The organism is Vibrio sp. (assembly GCF_984391705.1).
Window position 1 is genome coordinate 310,630 of record NZ_CFHWOM010000001.1, and the last position, 19,966, is coordinate 330,595.

Below are 19,966 nucleotides of genomic sequence, written 5' to 3' on the forward strand. Positions count from 1 at the left end.
ATGAAGACATTAACTAAACCACTGTCAGTGCTTACTGTTTCTCTATTCGCGAGTAATGCTTTTGCTGCGCTCGAAGGGAATGGATATATTACTGAATCTGGAATCAAAGTAATCCCGCTTTTCGACAGTGCGTATGAGTACAATGACAATATAGGTCGATATTCTAAACAAGAGAATCCAGAGTCTTCATCTCTGATAGTTGTTGAACCTGGCGTGGCTTTACAGGCAGAGCGAGGGGAAAGCAAATATCAAGTATTGTATCAGCTGTCATCAGGCAATTATCTTGATAGTCGTGATGATAATTATATTGATCACCGTTTTGCAACAGAGAACTTTATCTCACTTAATCGTAGAAACTCATTGTCGATCAACTATGCGTTTTTATATCAACATGAAGAGCGTGGTACAGGTATTCTTGCTGGTGATAATTTTTCTTTAGCAGCAAAAGGTCCTGTAGAGTTTTCAGTGCATAAAGCAAGTTTGACTCATACTTATGGCTCAGATAATGCAGCGGGAAGAATAGAATCTACTCTTCGAATTGAAGACAAAAACTACCAGAATTATCGAAACATTAAAGATCCTGAGTTTGCGCCATATAGTACCAAGTTCAAAGATTACTTCGAGTTTGGTGCTGCTATGGCTTTTTATTATCGTGCAATGCCGGCAACAAGGCTACTAGCTGAAGTAGATATCAATAACCGAGAATACAAATATGACGGTCTCGATACGACGACTTCGCAGGATAGTGTAGACAGATTTTTCCTAACTGGTGCGACTTGGGATATCACGGGTAAAACGACAGGTAAGCTTAGACTCGGTTTACAAAACAAATCTTATACAGAAGCGAGTAGAGTGGATTTTAACGGTTTAAGTTGGGATCTTGACCTAGAGTGGAAACCTCTATCTTATTCAACCGTACTTGTTTCTGCGGCACAGCGCGCTAAAGATCCAGAGCAAGGTTCGAACTACGTCGATGAGCGAAGTTTTGATACTAACTGGAAGCACTACTGGATGTCTAATCTGTTTACTGATGTTTCTTTCTTATATGTAAAAGATGATTACTCAGAGTCAACGCGGGTTGAAGATTTTTATCGCCTAGGAGTAGGTTTAGGTTACGAAATCCGCGATTTTGTTGAATTAAGCACAGGCTGGAGAACTGAAAATAACGATTCGTCGGTAGATGACAATAAATATAATCAAAATGTTTATTACGTCTCGGCAAATCTAATTTTTTAGTAGGCACTAGATAATGAATAAATTATTGACAGTTCTTGTATTCAGCCTTTCATTGCTCTCTGAAGTAAGCGCTAAGGCCTTCGAAGATACCTATAAAATTGGAGCTGGTGATAAGCTTCAGATTTCGGTTTATGGTGAAGAAGATTTATCAATAGATGAACTCTATATAAGTAATGGTGGAAGGTTTGAATATCCATATTTGGGGCAGCTACACGCTCTAAATAAAACACCAGAGCAGCTTCGTAAAGAGATAGTTAAAGGCCTAAAAGGTGATTATCTGATTGACCCTAAAGTTCGTGTTAGTGTGGTTGGATTTCGCAGTATTTACGTTAATGGTGAGGTAAAAAAACCAGGTGGATATGAATATCAACCAGGACTGACAGTTGATAAAGCCATCGCATTGGCTGGTGGTTTTACTGACCGTGCTGCAAGAAGTAAAGTGTATATAGCGCAATCAGGTTCGGAAGAATCCAAAAGTAAAGTGAAACTCTCAAATAAAGTCATGCCCGGTGACATTATCATCATAGATCAAAGCTTTTTTTAATTTTAATCACCATAATTATCTAAATCAAATTCTGGACGTGAGTATGCTTAATCACACGCAAATTGACTCTTCTCAACAGGAGCCACTGATTGACATTGGGTACTATATACACTTGATTAAATCACGTTGGCTATCTATCTCATTCTTTACCTTTTTATGTACAATAATTGCTGCATTAGTTGTATTGTCAATTACACCTACGTATAAAGCAACGGCTACTTTGCTAATTGAGTCGACACAAAAAAAGGCTATTTCAATTGAAGAAGTTGTTGGTATTGATACCAGCGCCAAAGAATATTATCTCACTCAGTTTGAAATATTGAAGTCAAATCAAGTGGCACAGCGTGTCATCGATAAGCTAAACTTGTCGCAAGTTGCAGAGTTCAATCCGAGTATAGTAGATTCGAAGCCAAGTATGCTCGACAACATTAAACAGCAGATACGCTCTCAACCTGTCATTGCGGCCTATTTTCCAGAGAAGAACATAGTAGAAGCGGATCTTGTTGCAGCAAACGCGTCAATCAACAGAAACATACTGAAATCATTTAAATCTAAATTAACTATCTCACCAATTCGTAAAACTCAGTTAGTTAATATTTCTTTCGAAGCCCAAGACCCAGATTTGGCAGCAGAAATTGCGAATGAGGTAGGCTTAGCATTCATCGAAAATAACCTGGAATCTAAATTACTTGCGACAGAGCAAGCTACAGGTTGGATCAATCAGCGATTAGCAGAGCTAAAGCAACAGTTAGATGAATCAGAGCAGGCACTACTACGGTTTTTACAACAGCAAGAATTAATAGACGATAGTGGAATTATAGCTCTTACTAGTTCTGAACTTTCAAATTTGACAGATCGAATTGCGAAAGCGACGGATAAACGTATTGAAACTCAAGCGCTGTATCATGCACTAAAAAGCAATGCTACTACTGATGTGACGACGCTCGCGTCTATTTCTTTAATATCTAACCACCCTCAAATTCGCGACATTCGTTTGGCTGAATCAAATGCTGAAAAAGAAGTAAGTGAGCTTTCTAAACGTTATGGCCCAAAACATGACAAAATGATTCAAGCTAATGCTCAATTAAAATCCATTCAAAAACGTGCTGCAAAAGTTGTGAATAAGCTCATCAATGGTATTGAAAAAGAGTTAGCGAGTGCCAAAAATCAAGAAGCATTACTAAAAAACGAGCTATTGAACAAAAAAGAAGAGTTTCAGTCTCTTAGTGTCATCAAGCGTGAGTATGACGCGTTAAAACGTGAAGTAGATACAAATGCTAAGCTTTATGATTTGTTTTTAACTCGTCAGAAAGAAACAACAGCTACGAGCGACTTTAGCGCAGCAAATGCTCGTTTTAGCGATTACGCGCTTATACCTGAATACCCAAATAAGCCCAATAAGAAGTTGATTGTGGTGTTAGCGTTTGCAGCTAGTCTCGGGTTTGCCGTTGTACTTGTTGTCTGTTTAGATGCGTTCAATAGTACAATTGACTCGGCACGTGATTTCGAAAACAAACTTGGATTACTTCCAACAGGCACGCTGCCCATGGTGAAAGATAAGCGATACAAAAAATCACCTATTGACTCTAAAATGTTCAACAATGAAAAATTTGGTTTTTTTCAAGAGTCGGTTGATTCAGTGCGTACTTCTCTTTATTTAAGCCTACATAATTCTGAGCGGAAAATGTTGGCTATTTCTTCATCAGTACCTGGAGAGGGCAAAACGACTACTTCTGTTAACCTTGCGATGTCATTCGCCAAGTTAGAGAAAGTATTGTTAATTGACTGTGATTTGAGAAAACCATCTGTTGCGGAGCGTTTTGGACTGTCATCTAGTCAACCAGGCTTGACTAATGTTTTATTGATGAATACACCACTTCGAGATTGCCTAGCGACGTTTGGTGAATCAAACCTAGATGTGTTGAGTGCAGGTATGCTAGCGCCTAACCCTCAAGAATTATTAAGCAGCAAGGCTTTTGAAAAATTATTGGTATATCTCGAAAGTAAATATGACCGTATTATTCTTGACACACCTCCGATTTTACCGGTTAAAGATGCGTTTATAGTCGGAAAGTTAACAAAAGGTATCTTGCTAGTCCTTAAAGCGAATAGTACTACGAAATCGGTTTACAAACACTCTATGACGCTACTTGCCAAACACCAAATAACGATTGACGGTGTCGTGTTAAATCAGGTTCCGTCTCCCAAAAAGGGCTCACATACTTACTCTGCGTATGCTCAATATGCGCGAAGCGCAGACTAATCGAAGGGACTGAAATGCTTATTTCTGTGTGTATGTGTACTTACAAAAGAGTACACCTTGAAAGAACTTTAAATAGCATAGAGGCGTTGAATCTACCTGAAAATGCGACAATTGAAATAATTGTAGTTGATAACGACGAAGCGCAATCTGGAAGAACAATTTTTGACAGGCATGCGGCTAGGTCTCGTTTTCCATGTCGTTACATACTTGAAACTAGGAAAAACATTTCAATCGCTAGAAATGCATACTTAACGGCTGCAAAAGGAAGTTGGATAGCCTCCATAGATGACGATGAAGTAGCTGACAAAAATTGGCTGCTTTACTTATTAGATACAGCGAAGAGATATGATTCTCAGGTTGTATTTGGCTCTGTTAAGCCCGTTTTTCCTGATTCAGTTCCTAATTGGATAGAAGCCGGAAAGTATTTTGTCCGGAAAGATTATAAGACCGGCACAAGTTTAACAAGTGGTGGCGCTGGTTGTACTATTACAAATGTAAAAGTATTACGAGAGCACAGTTTGAGCTTTAACAAGGTTTATGGTTTAAGTGGAGGTGAAGATGCGGAATTATTTCATCGAATTTACAATCTTGGTTATAAGTTGTCATACTGTAAAGAGGCATTTGTGGAAGAAACGGTTGAACCTCATCGACTCAACTCAAATTTTCTAACAAAACGGGCGTTTAGAGTTGGTCAGTCTTTTACTTCGTATCGTTTGCCTAACACCTCGACCTGGATAAATAAGGTAAAGTACTTTACTCCACTTATTCCAAAAGCTATTTTTGCCTCGATCTTATGTATGATCACTTTTCCCCTAGGTAAACATCGTTATTTTAAGTACTGGCTCAAACTATGTGATATTGCAGGGAAAGTAAGTGTTTTATTTGGCAACCAAACAATAGAATTGTATAAGTAATTTATGCCTGCTAATCTAGTTTCTAAAGTAGACAAATTATTAAGGCGGTATGGATTTTTCCTTGTAATATTATATTGCATAGGAGCTCTTTCACCTGCTTTTTACCCTAAGTCTTCACTCCTTTCTAATGATTTAGACTCAATTATTTCTGCTAAATCTGGAAGTGCAATTTTTAAACAAACGTTTTGGTTAGGGTTATTCGTGTATTATGTCTTCAATGTCATCACTTCCAAAGAACTTAGGTTTTTTTCACGATCGATTAACATTACACTTTTATTGTTAATTTTGATTTGTATTACAATAAGCACTAGCGCACTATGGTCAGCGTTCCCTTCTTTGACAATTAAACGAAGTATTTTCCAATTTGCTTTTTGTGGTACTGTTTTCTTCTCAATTTATTATGCATTCCAGCAAGGAACCCTTGGTAAATGTGTAATATTTTCTGTATATGCTATCTATGCCCTCACTTTTTTATCGATTATAATGGGGTATGGATTTTCTGTGAATGGAACGCTTGCCTCTTTTGCTAAGAACAAGAATCAGTTTGCTGCATCATTAATTATCATAATAGTTTTTATGATAACGCTAAAAAACTGTAATTTAGTCGTCTTATCAAACTATAAGTTACATATTTCGCTACTAGTAACCTTGGTTTTTTTAACGCAGAGTAAAACTAATCTAGCAATAATTACCCTATTTTATTTGTCAACTAAAATACCGATACAATTAAATAGATACCTTTTATCTGTAACATACATTGCTTTCATTTTTTTATTCTGTATGTTTTATCCATCTAATAGTTATTTTGGCTATAACTATACAATCTTAGACATAATAGATGAAGACTTTCTTACAGGTCGAGGATATATATGGGACTTGCTTTATTACGACTTGCATTTTTTTAATCAGTCACTAATAGGTTATGGCTATGGTGCATACTTTGGTACACCGACCATTCCATACTTTTTTGATGACCCTTATAGTTTTACTCGTTTTATAACTTCAGCCCATAATGGATACATTGATCATATAATGCAACTAGGTATAGTACTCACCTCATTCCTAGCTGTCCTATATTTTATTATGGCCTCTCGCCTAAAGCACCGTTTCTTGCTCGCTTCGATGAGTATTCCAATTATTCATAACATTACTGAAACATCTATGTTGAAAGACAGTTCTATTATTTGGCTTGCATTTTTATTTTCGGTTTCCCTTTCTTGCTTATTAGACATAAAGATTTTAAATGAAAAGTAAACGTATCAATTGGATAGATTCTAGCCGAGGTTTAGCAATTTTACTGCTAATTGCGGTGCACTATGTAGGTGCTCTTGAATCAAGGAATATTATAAGCAACGAGCAACTTCTCGTTATTCAGTCTTTTTTGAGAGTTGCCACGCCTTACTTTATTCTCATTTTCGGATTTACATATTTCATCACTCAAAAAAATAGGATATTTTTTGTTCGTGATGCCTTAAATACTGTGTTCCGAATGAGGAGGAAACTGCTATATGTGATACTTGGTAGACAAGTAATAGTTTTGATTAACTCCCAACGTTTTGAGAGCATTTCAGATAACTTATTTGAAATATTGACATACCAGCAATTATCTCCTACTGGGGAGATTTTGACATTCTACTTTTTTGCTATGATCTGTGCTCCATTTTTTGTAGTATTAATGAATCGAATTTCATCGATAGCATTCTCACTTGGTCTTTTTTCTGCATATTCTATTAGTTATTTTATAGGCTCCGAATTCATAGATTTAGGTGGTAATAATTTATTTAGATTGTTTTTTTATGATGTGTATCCTTTTTTCCCAATGTTTTGTCTTTCTGCGTTTGGTATGCTTTTAGCTAAGCTATATATAAACATAGCAACAGACAATAAAAAGTTAGAGTGCTTTGGTATGCTGGCAGTTCTTTTTATAGTTATTGGATTGTTATGTCTACTCTTTTCTTCTAGCCAACCTATATATGATTTAGCAAAAGCAAAATATAAGAGCCCGCCTCATCCAATTTACATATTCACTTATGTTGGAATAACTATTTTTGTTAATATCATCTTGATTACTGCATTTGAGTTTATTAAAAATACTAGGTTAATTGAGTTATCTTTGGGTCTAATCGGTAGAAACTCACTGTTAGCTTATGTTTTACATTATTGCTTATTTCTCGGAACTCCTATTTCTTTGGTGTTATTCAATAATCAAGCCCCTCTATACGAGGTGTTGGGGTTTATCCTTATCTTGGTGATCATATTCGTCTTAATTTATTTTCGTGATTCGTTAAAAAGTAAAAAAATCTAAGGAAGTTGAAATGAAGGTTGCTTTAGTACACGATTGGTTAGTCGTTAATGGTGGCGCTGAAAAGGTTCTAGAAGGACTGCTTGATATATATCCAGATAGTGATATATATACATTGGTTGATTTTCTACCTACCGAAAAAAGGGGGTGGCTGGGAAAGAGTAAAGTGTTTCCCTCTTTCATTCAAAGGCTTCCAAAAGCAAAAAATAGTTACCGTAGCTACTTACCTTTGTTTCCGATCGCTATCGAGCAGTTTGATTTGTCCAAGTATGATTTGGTTATATCTTCTAGCTATGCTGTAGCTAAAGGAGTAATTACTGGACCAGATCAAACTCATATTTCCTATTGCCACTCTCCAGCTAGGTATGCTTGGGATTTACAAGCTCAGTATTTGAAAGAGAGTGGGCTGGAAAAGGGGGGGAAATCTATTCTCGCGAGATATTTCTTGCACAAATTTAGAATCTGGGATGTGCGCTCATCTCTGGGTGTCGATAAGTATGTAGCGAACTCTAATTTTATAGCGAAGCGAATCTATAAGTGTTACCGAAGAAAGTCGGAAGTCATTTATCCACCTGTTGACATATCACGGTTTACTTTAAGTACAGATAAAGAAGACTTCTATCTTACCGCTTCTAGGCTTGTTCCATATAAACGAATCGATCTGGTGGTTGAAGCTTTTTCAAAGTTGCCTCATCTGAAACTTAAAGTTATAGGTGATGGGCCTGAAATGAAGAAAATTCAAGACTTAGCCAGTACTTCGTCGAACATAGAAATTCTGGGATTTCAGTCTGATGAGAATATGGTAAGCCATATGCAAAGAGCTAAGGGCTTTGTTTTCGCCGCAGAGGAAGATTTTGGAATTATTCCGGTAGAAGCGCAAGCTTGCGGAACACCCGTAATTGCTCTGGGGAAAGGAGGATGTCTAGAGACGGTTAAAAATAACGAAACGGGTATCCATTTTGCCGAGCAGAAGGTCGAGTCTTTGGTTAGTGCAATTCGCGAAATGGAAAATAGTTACGATAGCTTCTTGCCTGAAAAATGTAGAGAAAATGCAGAAAACTTTTCGGTAGAGAAATTCAAACGTTCTATTGCGGATTTAGTTAACTCTTTTGACTGACATGGAGGCGAAGTGAAAATCTTACATATTCATCAAGATTACCCCGATGGCTTGCCTCGTCCTTTTACGCGAGCTGTGGCTAGTTTGATTGAACACTCTTGGAAACTAGATTGTCGCGTTGAGCACTTCGTTTTGTCTATTAATAGAACCAGTAACCCGTTCAAGGTGCGTTTCAAAAGCTTTGAACAAGGAATGTCGGTAGTGTATTGGTCCTTACCTATCCCAATTCTCTTTAGATGCTCGGTGTTTCTTTGGAGTTGGATCCTATCTAAGGCCCTAAGACAAGGTGAGTTTGATGTAATTCATGGCCATAAGCTGACGTCTGAAGGGGTATTCGCCCATTACTTGTCGCGTTCATTGTCTCTTCCATACTATATATCTATTCGTGGAGGAAGTGATCTTAGGAATATTGAACGCCTGCCAGATTGTCATAAATTGTTTAGAGACATTTACTCTAATGCTCGAGCAGTGTTTATGGTTAGCCCTTGGGCTAAGGCGAATATAGAGAAAAAGCTTAACGCTTATCGCAGAGATACCATAAGTTTCCCTAATATTTGTGAGTTCCGTCTGGACTCAAGAACAACTGTCCGAAATAGAAAACGGTACACCATAGTATTAAGTTTTCACCAATATATTAGAAAAGGCATTATTCCTACATTGGAAGCTATCGCAGAACTTAAGAAGCAAGGAATTTCTATTGAGTTGGACATTGTTGGTGGGGGAAACCACGATATTCGTGAAGTTATAGAAGGCAAAATCATAGCGCTTGGCTTGAACGACTCGGTCAATATCCTAGGCAAGCTAGAACATTTTAAGCTAATTAACTTACTTCAGGGGAGCCGTGGGTTAGTTTTACCCGCTTTAAATGAAACCTTTGGCATGGCTTATATCGAAGCGCTCGCTTGCGGTGCACCTGTTATCTATATGAAGGGGACGGGGATTGATGGTTTCTTTGAAGGTAAAGAAATTGGTGTTGGTCTTCGTAGTCAGTCTTCTGCACATATACAACAGGCATTGCAGAAGATAGAAAACAATTATGAGTATTACTCCAATAACGTTTCTTTGTTGGCCGATAGTGGCTATATAAACCGGTTTGAAGGCAAGTCAGTATCAAGCTTGTACCTTTCGACAGTAACGGATGAAAATTATGTTTAAGGTTCTTGTCTACTATGTCGTTTTTTCAAAGCTACCGACACCAAGGTTTGGAAGTATCTATTCCAAGGCTAGAGTTTGGTACTTCGAACGAGTTCTAAAGATCATGAAGGCGGGTCGAAACCCTTCTATGGTGAGTAAGAATGTTTACATTGCAAATGGCAAGCGCGTTAAGTTTGGTAGTGGATGCAGAATCAATGAAGGCGTCTATCTTGAATGTGCATATATAGGTGATGATGTCATGATTGCCCCAAACGTTACTTTGCTTAGCAGAATGCATAGTCACGCTAGGACGGACATACCTATGTCGCTTCAAGGGTATCAACCTGAAAAGCCAATTACAGTCAATGATGATGTATGGATCGGTCGTAATGTTGTGGTGATGCCGGGTGTCACAATAGGCAAAGGATCAATCGTGGCAGCTGGCGCAGTTGTAACGAGTGACGTACCCGAGTACTCGGTGGTGGCTGGTGTTCCTGCTCGAATAATCAAAAATAGGAGAGACGATGAGCACAAAGAGTAGCGTGTTAACTGTTGTTAATGCAGGTGGTCACTTGACACAAGCGATGTGTATGATGAAGGCCATTAACGAGTTTCATTTGGTGACTTCTGTTAATGTGGGAGAAACGTTCGGTGCTCGTTCAGTAACGATTATTGAGAGTACTCAGTTTAATGCATTTAAACACTTCAAAAATGTATTTATTGCGTTAAGTATAATTCGACGCATTAAACCAAAAGCTGTCTTTAGTACTGGTGGTCCTATATGTATCCCATTCGCTATTGCAGCCAAGGTTTTAGGTATTAAATTTGTTTATTTAGATACGTTATCTAGAGTAGTAGAGCCGTCTAACACTGCAAGGTTTTTATATAAATACCGATTGGCGACAGAAATGTTTTGCCAGTGGGAAACTGTTTCTAAGCAATATCCGAGAATGAAATACTATGGAAAAACATTTAATATATGTAACCACAGGGACTAATCAATACAAATTTAATCGTATGTTGGACATTGTTGATATATGTTTAGGAGTAATCGAAGGCGAATATCAATTATTTTTACAGCATGGTTCTTCAGATGAACGACCAATGAAATTCAAAGTTGATAGTGGCAAATTTATCTCTAGAAAGCAGTCAGAGGAGTCGTATAAAAATGCGCGAATAATATTTAGCCACTGTGGGATTGGTAGTATCTACAATTCATTGCAATATAATACACCTACGGTAATTATACCTCGCTTGGAAAAGTACGATGAGTTTTCTGATGATCATCAGCTACAGATTGCGCGTGAGGTTCAAGATAACCCACTGATTTTTATGGTTGATGATGAACTCGATGAAGACGAAATCGTTGCTCGTATGAGGGATTTTGTTAAGTTGCACCAGAATACTCCAAAAGAAGAAGTTGATCTTGTTAATTATGATTTGGCAAATAAAATGAAAGCGGTGTTTTTTGATGAGTAAAAAAAAGGTTGTAGTTGCTGCGGTCCCATATTCTGACAACCTTGGTGACGGCGTTATATCAGACAATATCACTGGCGCTATTTTGAGAAATTATGATGTGGATGTCGAAGTTTGTGATATAAGTTATCGTGAAAAAGTAAGTGTATTAAAATCTAAGGAGGATAAGCTCTCTATTTTTATGAAGCTCCCGCTTTTAGTTCGTCAGCTGGTCGTTGTTTCATTTTTTAGTCTGAAGTATTTTCGTCAAGGCCGAAGTTATTATGATGGAAAGCTAAATAGTGTGAAATGTATTTTCATAGGCGGCGGACAGTTAATTTGTGACGTGGACGCTAATTTTCCTTTAAAGCTGTTTTTTCTGGTAAAAGAAGCAGAGAAGAGAGGCATACCTGTAAGTATCATATCGGTTGGGGTGGCAAACAAATGGAGTTGGCTGGGGCGGAAGCTTATGTCGAGGGTTGTCTGTTCACCGATGGTTAAGCTTATTTCTGTTCGTGATTCTCTCTCTCGTAAGCACTTGCTTGAGCAGTTTAACGTGGTTTCAGTCGAGCTTCTACCAGACCCCGCACTTCTTTCAAGTATCTTGTCTAAATATGATGACTTTGATGCGGGCAGCAGTGTTGAGCCTAAGGTGGGTATAGGCGTTGCAGATATTGAAGGATTAAACTATTCATCTGATATTGTTAATTCTGGTGAACTAAACTGCAGTGAGCTTTTTGTTGACATTATATTGGCTGCCAATCGTCAAGGGTATAGTGTCGAGCTGTTTACGAATGGCGCTATTGAAGATGAGCATTATTTAAATGAAACCTTAATACCTATTTTGGACTCTCATAACTTGAACTATTTAGTTGCGCCAAAGAGTAACACTCCAGAACAACTGGTTAGGGTTATAAAGAGGTACTCTTTGGTTGCTGCGTATCGACTTCATGCGAACATTATTGCCCACAGCTTAAGCATCCCGACATATGCCGTGTCTTGGGATAATAAGGTTTCATCCTTTTTTGATTGTATTGGTTTTCCAGATAGAGCTTATGCTGATTTAAAGAGCTTGAGCTCAGATTTTGAGAGAATATTGCTTGATTCAAAGAGTGGCGAAGAAGCGTTTGACACCAACAAGTACGAGCAATTGTACTATGCGTTTATAGGTAAGAGCCTTGAAGCTAGCTAAAGAAATAAACGCTGCGTTATTGACAAGTCTAACTGGAAAATATGCGTTGTATATTTTTCAGTTGTTGTCTTTAGCTATTATATCTCGATTGTTTTCTCCTGAGGTGTTTGGTGTGGTTGCCGCGTTTCAGGTGTTCATTCTTTTTTTTCAGATGCTTGCTACATCAAGTTTGACGTCAGCTGTAGTCTATGAAGAAACCATCACAGCACATCAGAGAAATGGCATCTTTTCATTCTCTCTATGTGTCGGTTTTACAGGTTCCTTAATATTCTATTTGATCACTCCCTCAATAGCGAACTGGTTGGGCATTGAAGACGCTAGTTCTTTATCTTGGGTGCTGGCTTTCAACGTTCTTTTTTCATCATTGTCGATGCTGCCTATGGCTTCGTTGCAAAAAGACACAAAGTTTCTCGTTGTCGCTCGTGCTGAGATCATTGCAGAGTTGTTGTCCTTTGTGGGGTGTGTAGCGCTCTATTATATTGGACTGCGTTTAGAAGCACTTGCAAGCAAACTAATGATTGTTCCCCTGATGAGATTTGTGATGTATTACCATGCAAGCGCAAGTACCTCTATCGGACGACCTAAGTTTGGCAAGGATATAAAGCAAACTTATAAGCTGTTTGCAGTCGCTAAATACCAGATGGGATTCAATGTACTGAATTTTTTCTCTAGAAACTTAGATACATTGCTAATATCAAAATTTTTCGGTGTTCACTTAACTGGAGTTTATGAGAAATCCTATCAACTCATGAGATATCCGTTGCAGCTTTTTACATTTGCGATAACCCCTGCACTTCAGCCCGTTTTCACTAAATATAAGCATAGCCCTCAAATAATAGAGAGTGAATATTATCGTATAGTTTTCAATCTTGTTTTAATCGGTATTTTTTCATCTATAGTGCTGTTTTGGAAAGCTGATGAAGTTGTATTTATCTTGTTTGGACCTCAATGGAATGACACTGCAGATATCTTAAGAATACTGGCAGTAACTATTGCTTTACAGATGGTTTTGAGCAGCTCCGGAGGAGTTTTCCAAGCGTTTGGGGCAACAAGAGAAATGTTTAAGTGCGGCGTTTTTTCTTCAGTAATGAATGTGTCTGCCATCGTGTTGGGAGTTTGGTTACTAGATGTTAGAGTTCTTTGTTTTCTTCTTTGCATATCATTTCTTACCAACTTTTTACAGTGCTTCTATGTGCTACACAAACACATATTCAAAAGTAAGTTTGGAGGGCGTACGTATGTGCTCTTCTCGCTGGTTCTAGTACCTTACTTGAATCTGTTTTTGGTGAGCGAAGTATCAAACTCTGTGACTAGTTACTATTCTGCTATACAGGACACTGGTTTTTTTTCGCTAGCGACCGCAATTATAGTAGGTTTAATATTTGTCTTGTCTAAACGCGGTTTGAACAAACTTATCCAATTATAGTTTGCTCTATTTTGAAGTCGCTTAAGGTATAGATGTAAAAAACTGAGGCATAGGTTTGACACGTTGTTTTGATGTAGAAATGAAAATTTATAGCCAAATTAAAAGGTAATAGTGGCATGGAAGCAAAAAGCATGAGTTTGCAACACTTCGACTTATACCGTCGCAAATGCTTGAGAAATATTGGCATATTTTCAATATTTGTTAATATTCTAATGCTTGTTTTACCAATCTACAGCTTGCAGGTGTTTAGTAGGGTTCTCTCTTCAAGAAGCGAAGAAACGCTCATTCTACTTACTACTATAGCGGTCTTTCTGTTGATTTTTCAATCGGTTTTGGAGTTCATTCGAAGAAGGATGTTGAGCTTCATTGCTAATGCATTTGATTCATATTTGTTAAAAACCATAGTGGCTAATAGCTTTCTTTTGGAAGCGACAACACTAAGATCTGGACAAAGCTTAATGAACCAAATGAATGAGGCTCGCTCCGGTTATTCTTCGCATTTTATCCTAGTGTTGTTTGATTTGCCGTGGACACCATTTTTTGTGTTTGTGGTGTATCTTATTGAACCGTTATTAGGGGTTTATGCGCTAAGTTGTGTAGTGATATTGGCTTTCTTAGGAGCGTTGAATACTTTCCTTGTTTCAAAGAAACAGAAAACATTGTTGGACAACACAGCTAAGCACCGCAGAGGTTTGCAAGCTCTATTGATAACGGCTAGAGAAGTTACGTTCAATGGGTGGTCAGAAAAAACTAGTGTGGACTGGGGGGAAAATGCTGAGCAACTGAATCTTGAACAAGATCGCTATTCACTGTTACAAACTAGTTTCCAGTCTATGACGAAAGTTGTGCGTCAGGTCATGCAAGTTGGAGTTTTAGCCCTAGGAGCCTGGTTGGTAATTAGCGACCAAGCGATACCAGGCGTGCTTTTGGCTGGGTCTATTTTGCTTGGTAGAGTTCTCGCGCCAATTGAGCAGGGTATTAATCAGTGGGAAAGTTGGTCACATAGTACAAACTCCATTTCGGTGATTCGTGAATTGTTTGTTAAAAGCAGCGCTTTAGGACAAGGAGCCATGGATGTTTCCAAAGGAGCGTCACTCACTTTTGAAGCATTTTCAATGAGAGACTGCTTTTCGCGAGTTCTATTGCAAAATATTCAATTTGAGTTAAAACAAGGTCAATGTCTTTTAATCAAAGGGGCTATGGGAGCCGGGAAAAGCTTACTACTTGAAAATATCGTTAACGTACATAAGCAAGTAGCTGGACAAGTTAAGATCAATAACATCGTTGTTGCAGAAATGTCAGTGGATCAAAGGGCTGAAGTGTTTGGTTATGTTCCTCCTTCGCCAAAGATCGTTGAAGGAACGGTAATTTATAATATCACGGGGGCAGAGCCATCCGATAATGTTCGGATAAAGTGCATCGATATCTGTCGCCGATTGGGTCTTGATAGTTTAATAAATGGGCTACCTCAATCTTACGATACCGAGATCGGGATGACCGGAGTAGCTCTGTCTTCAGGGACGATTAAGCTGATTGGTATTGCCCGGGCTTTTTATCGTAACCCCCCTATATATCTCCTCGATGAACCTGAGTTACACCTTGCGTCAACAGACATAGAGCGCTTGAAAACGATTTTTTCTGAGTTGCATGATTCAGGGAAATCGCTTCTTTTGGTTAGCAATGAAGTCAAATTGGAACAGTTGGCAGATTGGATGATACTTCTGGAAAAAGGAAAAATTGTAAAAGCAGCACGCCTCAAAGGTGAGAACCAGAACGTTTCTCCTATTAGAGGAAACTAATAATGACTGCAGCTAAACGCAAACTGAACAACCAGTTGAAATACTATGGTGCCTTTGGAACGATTGTCTCTCTAATAGGTGTAGTGGTTCTCTATTTGTGGTCTTCGGATGTCAAGTTGGATGCCGCAGCGATAGCTCCGGGAGTGATAGCAGTTGAATCAAATCGGAAATCAATAGAGCACCTTGAAGGTGGTATTATAGAAGATATATATGTTCAAGAAGGGCAAGAGGTGACTAAAGGGCAACTTCTTGTGAAACTATCCGACATTACAGCAAAAGGGAACTTTAATCAGATTACCTCCCGCCTAATCAACGCTGTCGCTCAAAGAGACCGATTGGAAAGTGAACGTTTAGGGCTTGAAAAACCAGTATTCAGTGATCTTGTTACGGATGCAATGCTCATCCAAGCGGAAGTCGTCAATTTGGTCGCGAGACAAACAAGTTTGTTTTTTAGCAGAAGGCAGCTTCAGCGTAGTGAACTTGCTGTTTTAGATGCCCGTCTAAAACGTATCTGGGGCGAAAAAGGCGCGATGTCAAGAAAGTTAGAGCAACAAAATCGGGCTTATAGATTGCTTAAAGAAGAGCAGAATATGCACGATAAACTTATTGAGGATGGATATAGCTCAAAACTACGCTCTATCGAATTGCAGCGAAGCGGTGCCATGCTCCTCTCTGATATTGTCGCGCTCACAGGAAGCTTAGACAATTTAGATTTGGCTGTTGCTGAAGTAAACGAACAGAAAGCCAATAAAACGAACCAGTATATTACTGAAATTGATCGTGAACACCAGGAACTCTCTCGGTCTATTGAAGAACTTTCGGAAGAGTTGAAGAAAGCGACAGACGTACTGAGTCGAGTGGAAGTTCGAAGCCCTAGAGATGGAAAAGTTATTGGGCTCAATGTTCATAGCGAGGGTGAAGTTGTCGCGCCTGCGGAAAAATTGTTAGAAGTTGTGCCTGTGAATGATATGTTGATCGTAGAGGCATTTTTGCACCCACAAGATATTGATGACGTAACCCATGGGCAAGAGGCTCTTATCAGGCTTGGTTCATATAATTTTCGCACAACGCCTCTGTTACGCGGGAAAGTAATAAATATAGCTGCAGATAGGATTCATGAAGTAGAAGATGAGAGTGGAAACTCAGGATATAAGATCAAAGTTGAAATATATCGAGAGTCATTGAATGAACATCCTCAGCTATCTTTATATCCAGGAATGCCAGCTGAAGTGTATGTGACTTTGAAGAAAAGAACCTTGATGGATTACTTATTAGAGCCACTGTCAGTTGGTATGTTGAAAGCATTTCGTGAGACATAAATACATTCTTATATATAAGAGTTTTCCAACTTATGTTTCTATAAGTTAACTAAATTAATTGTGTGATATTATTGAGACTCACTGTTGTCATAATAAGTGGACATTCGGTCTTTTTACATCAAATTTACATCGCATATTAGCACCAATTAGGTTAGATTTTGACCGAGACTTAGCTCGGATACAATTGTTGCTAAATAGTAGATATATGGTGCCTCTAAATGCAACTTTAGGTTGAGTCCTATTTATAAACACGAATATATAAAAGCTTGCAAGGAGCAATATTATGACAATCTATGTGGGTACGAACCAAGGCGGTGACATCGCAGATTTGGCTGCTAACCTTAATGCAACGAACAGCACTGAGATTTTTGAAGGCGGTGAACTAGATGCTTATGTAGATAAAGACGCCAACGTTTTGTTAGGTCATTCTGAATTTCTAGGTTTTAGTACAACTGTGGCAATGGCTGAAGATTGGAATACTCGCGGCTACAAAGAAATAAAGTTAGAAGAAACTAGTAATGAGCTTGTATATATTAACAACTTTGTAGATGTCAATATTAACAACCAGTCTGACAAGGGTTCATCTTTCATTAAAGTGGATAATGTCAAAAGAGCCGATATCGACACTGGTGTTGGTACAGACGATGTTCTGGATATCTCCGTCTTTACTAATGGTGGTTCTAGTACCGTCAACCAACTTTCTTTAAACACAGGTTCTGGTGATGACGTAGTTACTCTATCAAGTGACATTGCAAAATCCTCACACACAGTGTTCAATATTGACGTCGGTGCTGATAACGATATTGTAGATATTTCAGGGATTAATAACGCCAAAGGCGCTTGGGCTGATCGTTCTGTTACCGGTGGCGAAGGGCTTGATGTGCTGATATTTAATGAAGATGCTGCTCTTGAGTTTGACGGCTTTGAAGTTTTAGAGTCGGGCACCGCTGGAGGTGTTTTGTCTCTTGATGAAGATGAAGTGATCAACAATTCTACCGCTGAAGGTGTATTAGTCGTTTCAGGGTTTGACGTAGATTTTGAGTTTGCTGCAACGAATATCGGTACTGTTGATGCAGCGCAAGGTGCTTATTTGGATAGTCTCGGTTTCGACGCTACTGATTTCGAGGTGATTACCGCGAATATTGATGGAAGCGAATACACGCTACTTGTTGATGATGTGGAAGTTGTATAACTAAACTGACTCTCTTTATTCTAGGGCGCTACCTCATGGCTGTGCCCTTATTTGGTAAGCGTCTAATTCTCGACATTATTCCAAAGTAATCCGTCATGCTGATAATGACACTGGTCATTACTCAGTAAAGGATTCTACATGTCGTTCTCTCACCAAATGAGTCGGAACGGCTTTACTGGCCAACTTATAAAACCGTGGCAAATTTTAGTTGACCATTGCATGAGACATCTCAGTTGTTCAACTTGGTTTTACGTAAAAAATTGGTTCCCCATACGTTATTGATACATTTGAAAACTTGTTGTCCAAGTATCAAAGAGTCGCTAGTTTTGAATCTAACGGTGGTTTCTTATTGGGGAGTTTTCTCCAATTTGATAACTGTTTACTCAAAGCGTTGCCAACAAGAGATGCGATGCTAATTGTACTCGCTTACGCAGGTAACAATACAATATCTAATTTGGTGTCTAAGCTCCCTAAGAGCTTCACAGCTAGCGATAGGTTACGAGACTTCTCAAAAGCGCGTAGTGCTGCAATTATTGAGCTGGCTGAGAATAATCTGTGCAAATTTTTAAATCTAGCAGACCTCGTGTCTGAAAATGTTGTGTCCATTGATAAAACCGATGGCTTAAGAATGACAATGAGCAGCGGTTTAGTCATTCATTTTCGCCTATCAGGAAATGCACCGGAACTAAGATGCTATGTTGAGTCTAACAGTCAGAATGAAGCGGAGTTTCTGATTGGGCGGATATTGGAAAAACTGAACCGTGTTTACCTTTAGTTTAGAGGGTGGAATGAGAGCAAATAAATCATTGAGTCTTACCTTTGTTGTTGTTGTATTCTCCACTGCTGTAATTTTTTCTGCACAAAATCAATTAATGAAGAGTATTTGGGTTAGTGGTCTGGAAGTTTCTCTCAATCGATTTAGTTCTCTCGATGGCGAAGAAATTACAATTGAGTCCACTAAGTATGTGATGGACAGTATTATCGATAGTCATTTTTTAGATGGGTACGATTATGAAATAATTGCTAATGCATATAGTTGGTTAGATTATTGGCGGAACTCCACCAAAAATATAAGCTTGAGCGAGAACTATTATAATTTTAGCTCTCAGTTTCGACCAACTTGGCCAAATTCATATGTCGAGCTTGCCAAAATAGCTCGGACCCAAAATGATTACCTAAAACTTAAGCAAAACTTAAAGTTTGCGGTTAAATTTGGCCCTTATTACCCTGCTTCCAAATTATTGAGTATCGACGTTGTTTTTAGTGACTGGGTGAATCAGACTAACTCTAAAAAAATTGCTGCGAGCCAGAGCTTATTGAAGTTTGCGCAAACATGGAAACATCGCTCTGCACTCAATCAAATGATCCAATATTCTTCTGGTAAGCAGAGAATCTGCAACCTACTAAAATTCAACCGTTTGAGCGTTGAGGCTTGTAAATAATCTATCGTTCTTTCTAAGAAATGAGACAGCATATTTAGTTAAACTGTAAGTTATGCTCTTTGTTTAATTGTTGTTTCCAAGAAATCAACTAATGAATAATCAATTTAAGGAAAAATTATGATTGCTCGTGCATCTATTTTGAGCCTGGCCGCGTTACTTGCAACTACATCTAGCTTTGCAAATGAAGCGGGCGCCGAACGCTTATTAGCAGAGCTTGGTGTTTCTCCAACTGAGCAACAAATTCAATCGGTTTATCAGGCTAATTCAGCAGAAGTGCTGGAAGTTCTTTCTCTTCTTTTAAAAGATCCAACAGTGGATCCTCAAGTCGCGATTATTGAGGCACTAACTATCGCCCCGGAGAAAACTGATGAGATCGCTCAAATCGCTCGTGAAGCTGGTGTGAGTAACGAAATCATTACCACAGCTGCACTTTTAGCTGGTCTCGATCCAACGCAAGTTGCAGAAGCAACCGCTGCGGGTATTGCTACGGCGAACACAGCATCAGCTATCGCTCCACCTTCAGTATTGGCGGTTGGAAGTAATGGTGGTGGTGGTGTAGGCGTAGTCTCTCCAAATTAATCGCTAACAGCCTACTCTATAAAAGCCCGGACTCTCCCGGGCTTTAGTTGTT

General features: G+C 38.7%; 19 protein-coding genes and 1 pseudogene. All 20 read left to right on the plus strand.

All coding sequences use genetic code 11. The features are described 5' to 3' along the window. The 20 genes and pseudogenes from AC4MRV_RS01475 to AC4MRV_RS01570 all read left to right on the plus strand — a co-directional run bounded on the left by AC4MRV_RS01475 (position 1) and on the right by AC4MRV_RS01570 (position 19,914). On the plus strand, positions 1-1,236 hold the full coding sequence (locus AC4MRV_RS01475) for an outer membrane beta-barrel protein (RefSeq protein WP_491185641.1): 1,236 nt from the start codon (positions 1-3) through the stop codon (positions 1,234-1,236). Between the two features lie 13 nt (positions 1,237-1,249). Next, a complete protein-coding gene (locus tag AC4MRV_RS01480; RefSeq protein WP_491185642.1) occupies positions 1,250-1,780 on the plus strand; it encodes a polysaccharide biosynthesis/export family protein in 531 nt (176 codons plus the stop codon). Positions 1,781-1,823: 43 nt separating this feature from the next. Then, positions 1,824-2,081, plus strand: a pseudogene (locus tag AC4MRV_RS01485) (Wzz/FepE/Etk N-terminal domain-containing protein); the annotation flags it as partial. A 321-nt stretch (positions 2,082-2,402) separates the two neighbouring features. Then, positions 2,403-4,043, plus strand: coding sequence for a GumC family protein (locus AC4MRV_RS01490; RefSeq protein WP_491185798.1), 1,641 nt, complete (start codon positions 2,403-2,405; stop codon positions 4,041-4,043). 14 nt (positions 4,044-4,057) lie between these two features. Then, the gene (locus tag AC4MRV_RS01495; protein WP_491185643.1) at positions 4,058-4,957 is read left to right on the plus strand and encodes a glycosyltransferase family 2 protein; all 900 of its coding nucleotides are present in this window, start codon (positions 4,058-4,060) and stop codon (positions 4,955-4,957) included. Positions 4,958-4,960: 3 nt separating this feature from the next. Then, positions 4,961-6,211, plus strand: a complete 1,251-nt coding sequence (locus tag AC4MRV_RS01500; protein ID WP_491185644.1) for an O-antigen ligase family protein — start codon at positions 4,961-4,963, stop codon at positions 6,209-6,211. Beyond that, entirely contained in the window at positions 6,201-7,262 is a 1,062-nt protein-coding gene (locus AC4MRV_RS01505; protein ID WP_491185645.1) for an acyltransferase family protein, read from the plus strand. The genes AC4MRV_RS01500 and AC4MRV_RS01505 overlap by 11 nt, the downstream gene beginning before the upstream one ends. A gap of 10 nt (positions 7,263-7,272) precedes the next feature. After that, entirely contained in the window at positions 7,273-8,376 is a 1,104-nt protein-coding gene (locus AC4MRV_RS01510; RefSeq protein WP_491185646.1) for a glycosyltransferase family 4 protein, read from the plus strand. A 12-nt stretch (positions 8,377-8,388) separates the two neighbouring features. Then, positions 8,389-9,531: a glycosyltransferase gene (locus AC4MRV_RS01515; RefSeq protein WP_491185647.1), complete on the plus strand. Its 1,143-nt coding sequence runs from the start codon at positions 8,389-8,391 to the stop codon at positions 9,529-9,531. Further along, the gene (locus AC4MRV_RS01520) at positions 9,524-10,051 is read left to right on the plus strand and encodes an acyltransferase (protein ID WP_491185648.1); all 528 of its coding nucleotides are present in this window, start codon (positions 9,524-9,526) and stop codon (positions 10,049-10,051) included. The genes AC4MRV_RS01515 and AC4MRV_RS01520 overlap by 8 nt, the downstream gene beginning before the upstream one ends. Continuing rightward, positions 10,035-10,508, plus strand: coding sequence for a hypothetical protein (locus AC4MRV_RS01525; protein ID WP_491185649.1), 474 nt, complete (start codon positions 10,035-10,037; stop codon positions 10,506-10,508). Before AC4MRV_RS01520 ends, AC4MRV_RS01525 begins: the two co-directional genes overlap by 17 nt. Then, the gene (locus AC4MRV_RS01530) at positions 10,471-10,989 is read left to right on the plus strand and encodes a glycosyltransferase (protein WP_491185650.1); all 519 of its coding nucleotides are present in this window, start codon (positions 10,471-10,473) and stop codon (positions 10,987-10,989) included. Before AC4MRV_RS01525 ends, AC4MRV_RS01530 begins: the two co-directional genes overlap by 38 nt. Then, positions 10,982-12,157: a polysaccharide pyruvyl transferase family protein gene (locus tag AC4MRV_RS01535; RefSeq protein ID WP_491185651.1), complete on the plus strand. Its 1,176-nt coding sequence runs from the start codon at positions 10,982-10,984 to the stop codon at positions 12,155-12,157. Before AC4MRV_RS01530 ends, AC4MRV_RS01535 begins: the two co-directional genes overlap by 8 nt. After that, positions 12,144-13,583: an oligosaccharide flippase family protein gene (locus tag AC4MRV_RS01540; protein ID WP_491185652.1), complete on the plus strand. Its 1,440-nt coding sequence runs from the start codon at positions 12,144-12,146 to the stop codon at positions 13,581-13,583. The genes AC4MRV_RS01535 and AC4MRV_RS01540 overlap by 14 nt, the downstream gene beginning before the upstream one ends. Positions 13,584-13,699: 116 nt before the next feature. Then, entirely contained in the window at positions 13,700-15,382 is a 1,683-nt protein-coding gene (locus tag AC4MRV_RS01545) for an ATP-binding cassette domain-containing protein (RefSeq protein WP_491185653.1), read from the plus strand. 2 nt (positions 15,383-15,384) lie between these two features. Beyond that, positions 15,385-16,701 carry an HlyD family type I secretion periplasmic adaptor subunit gene (locus AC4MRV_RS01550; protein ID WP_491185654.1) on the plus strand — a complete coding sequence of 439 codons (1,317 nt, stop codon included), beginning with the start codon at positions 15,385-15,387 and terminating at the stop codon, positions 16,699-16,701. A gap of 283 nt (positions 16,702-16,984) precedes the next feature. Continuing rightward, positions 16,985-17,893 (plus strand): hypothetical protein, encoded by a 909-nt coding sequence (locus tag AC4MRV_RS01555; RefSeq protein ID WP_491185655.1) that lies wholly within the window; start codon positions 16,985-16,987, stop codon positions 17,891-17,893. A 409-nt stretch (positions 17,894-18,302) separates the two neighbouring features. After that, on the plus strand, positions 18,303-18,668 hold the full coding sequence (locus AC4MRV_RS01560; protein WP_491185656.1) for a hypothetical protein: 366 nt from the start codon (positions 18,303-18,305) through the stop codon (positions 18,666-18,668). Positions 18,669-18,681: 13 nt separating this feature from the next. Then, positions 18,682-19,335: a hypothetical protein gene (locus tag AC4MRV_RS01565; protein WP_491185657.1), complete on the plus strand. Its 654-nt coding sequence runs from the start codon at positions 18,682-18,684 to the stop codon at positions 19,333-19,335. Between the two features lie 117 nt (positions 19,336-19,452). Beyond that, complete coding sequence (locus AC4MRV_RS01570; protein WP_491185658.1) at positions 19,453-19,914, plus strand: hypothetical protein; 462 nt, start codon at positions 19,453-19,455, stop codon at positions 19,912-19,914. Positions 19,915-19,966: the final 52 nt, after the last annotated feature.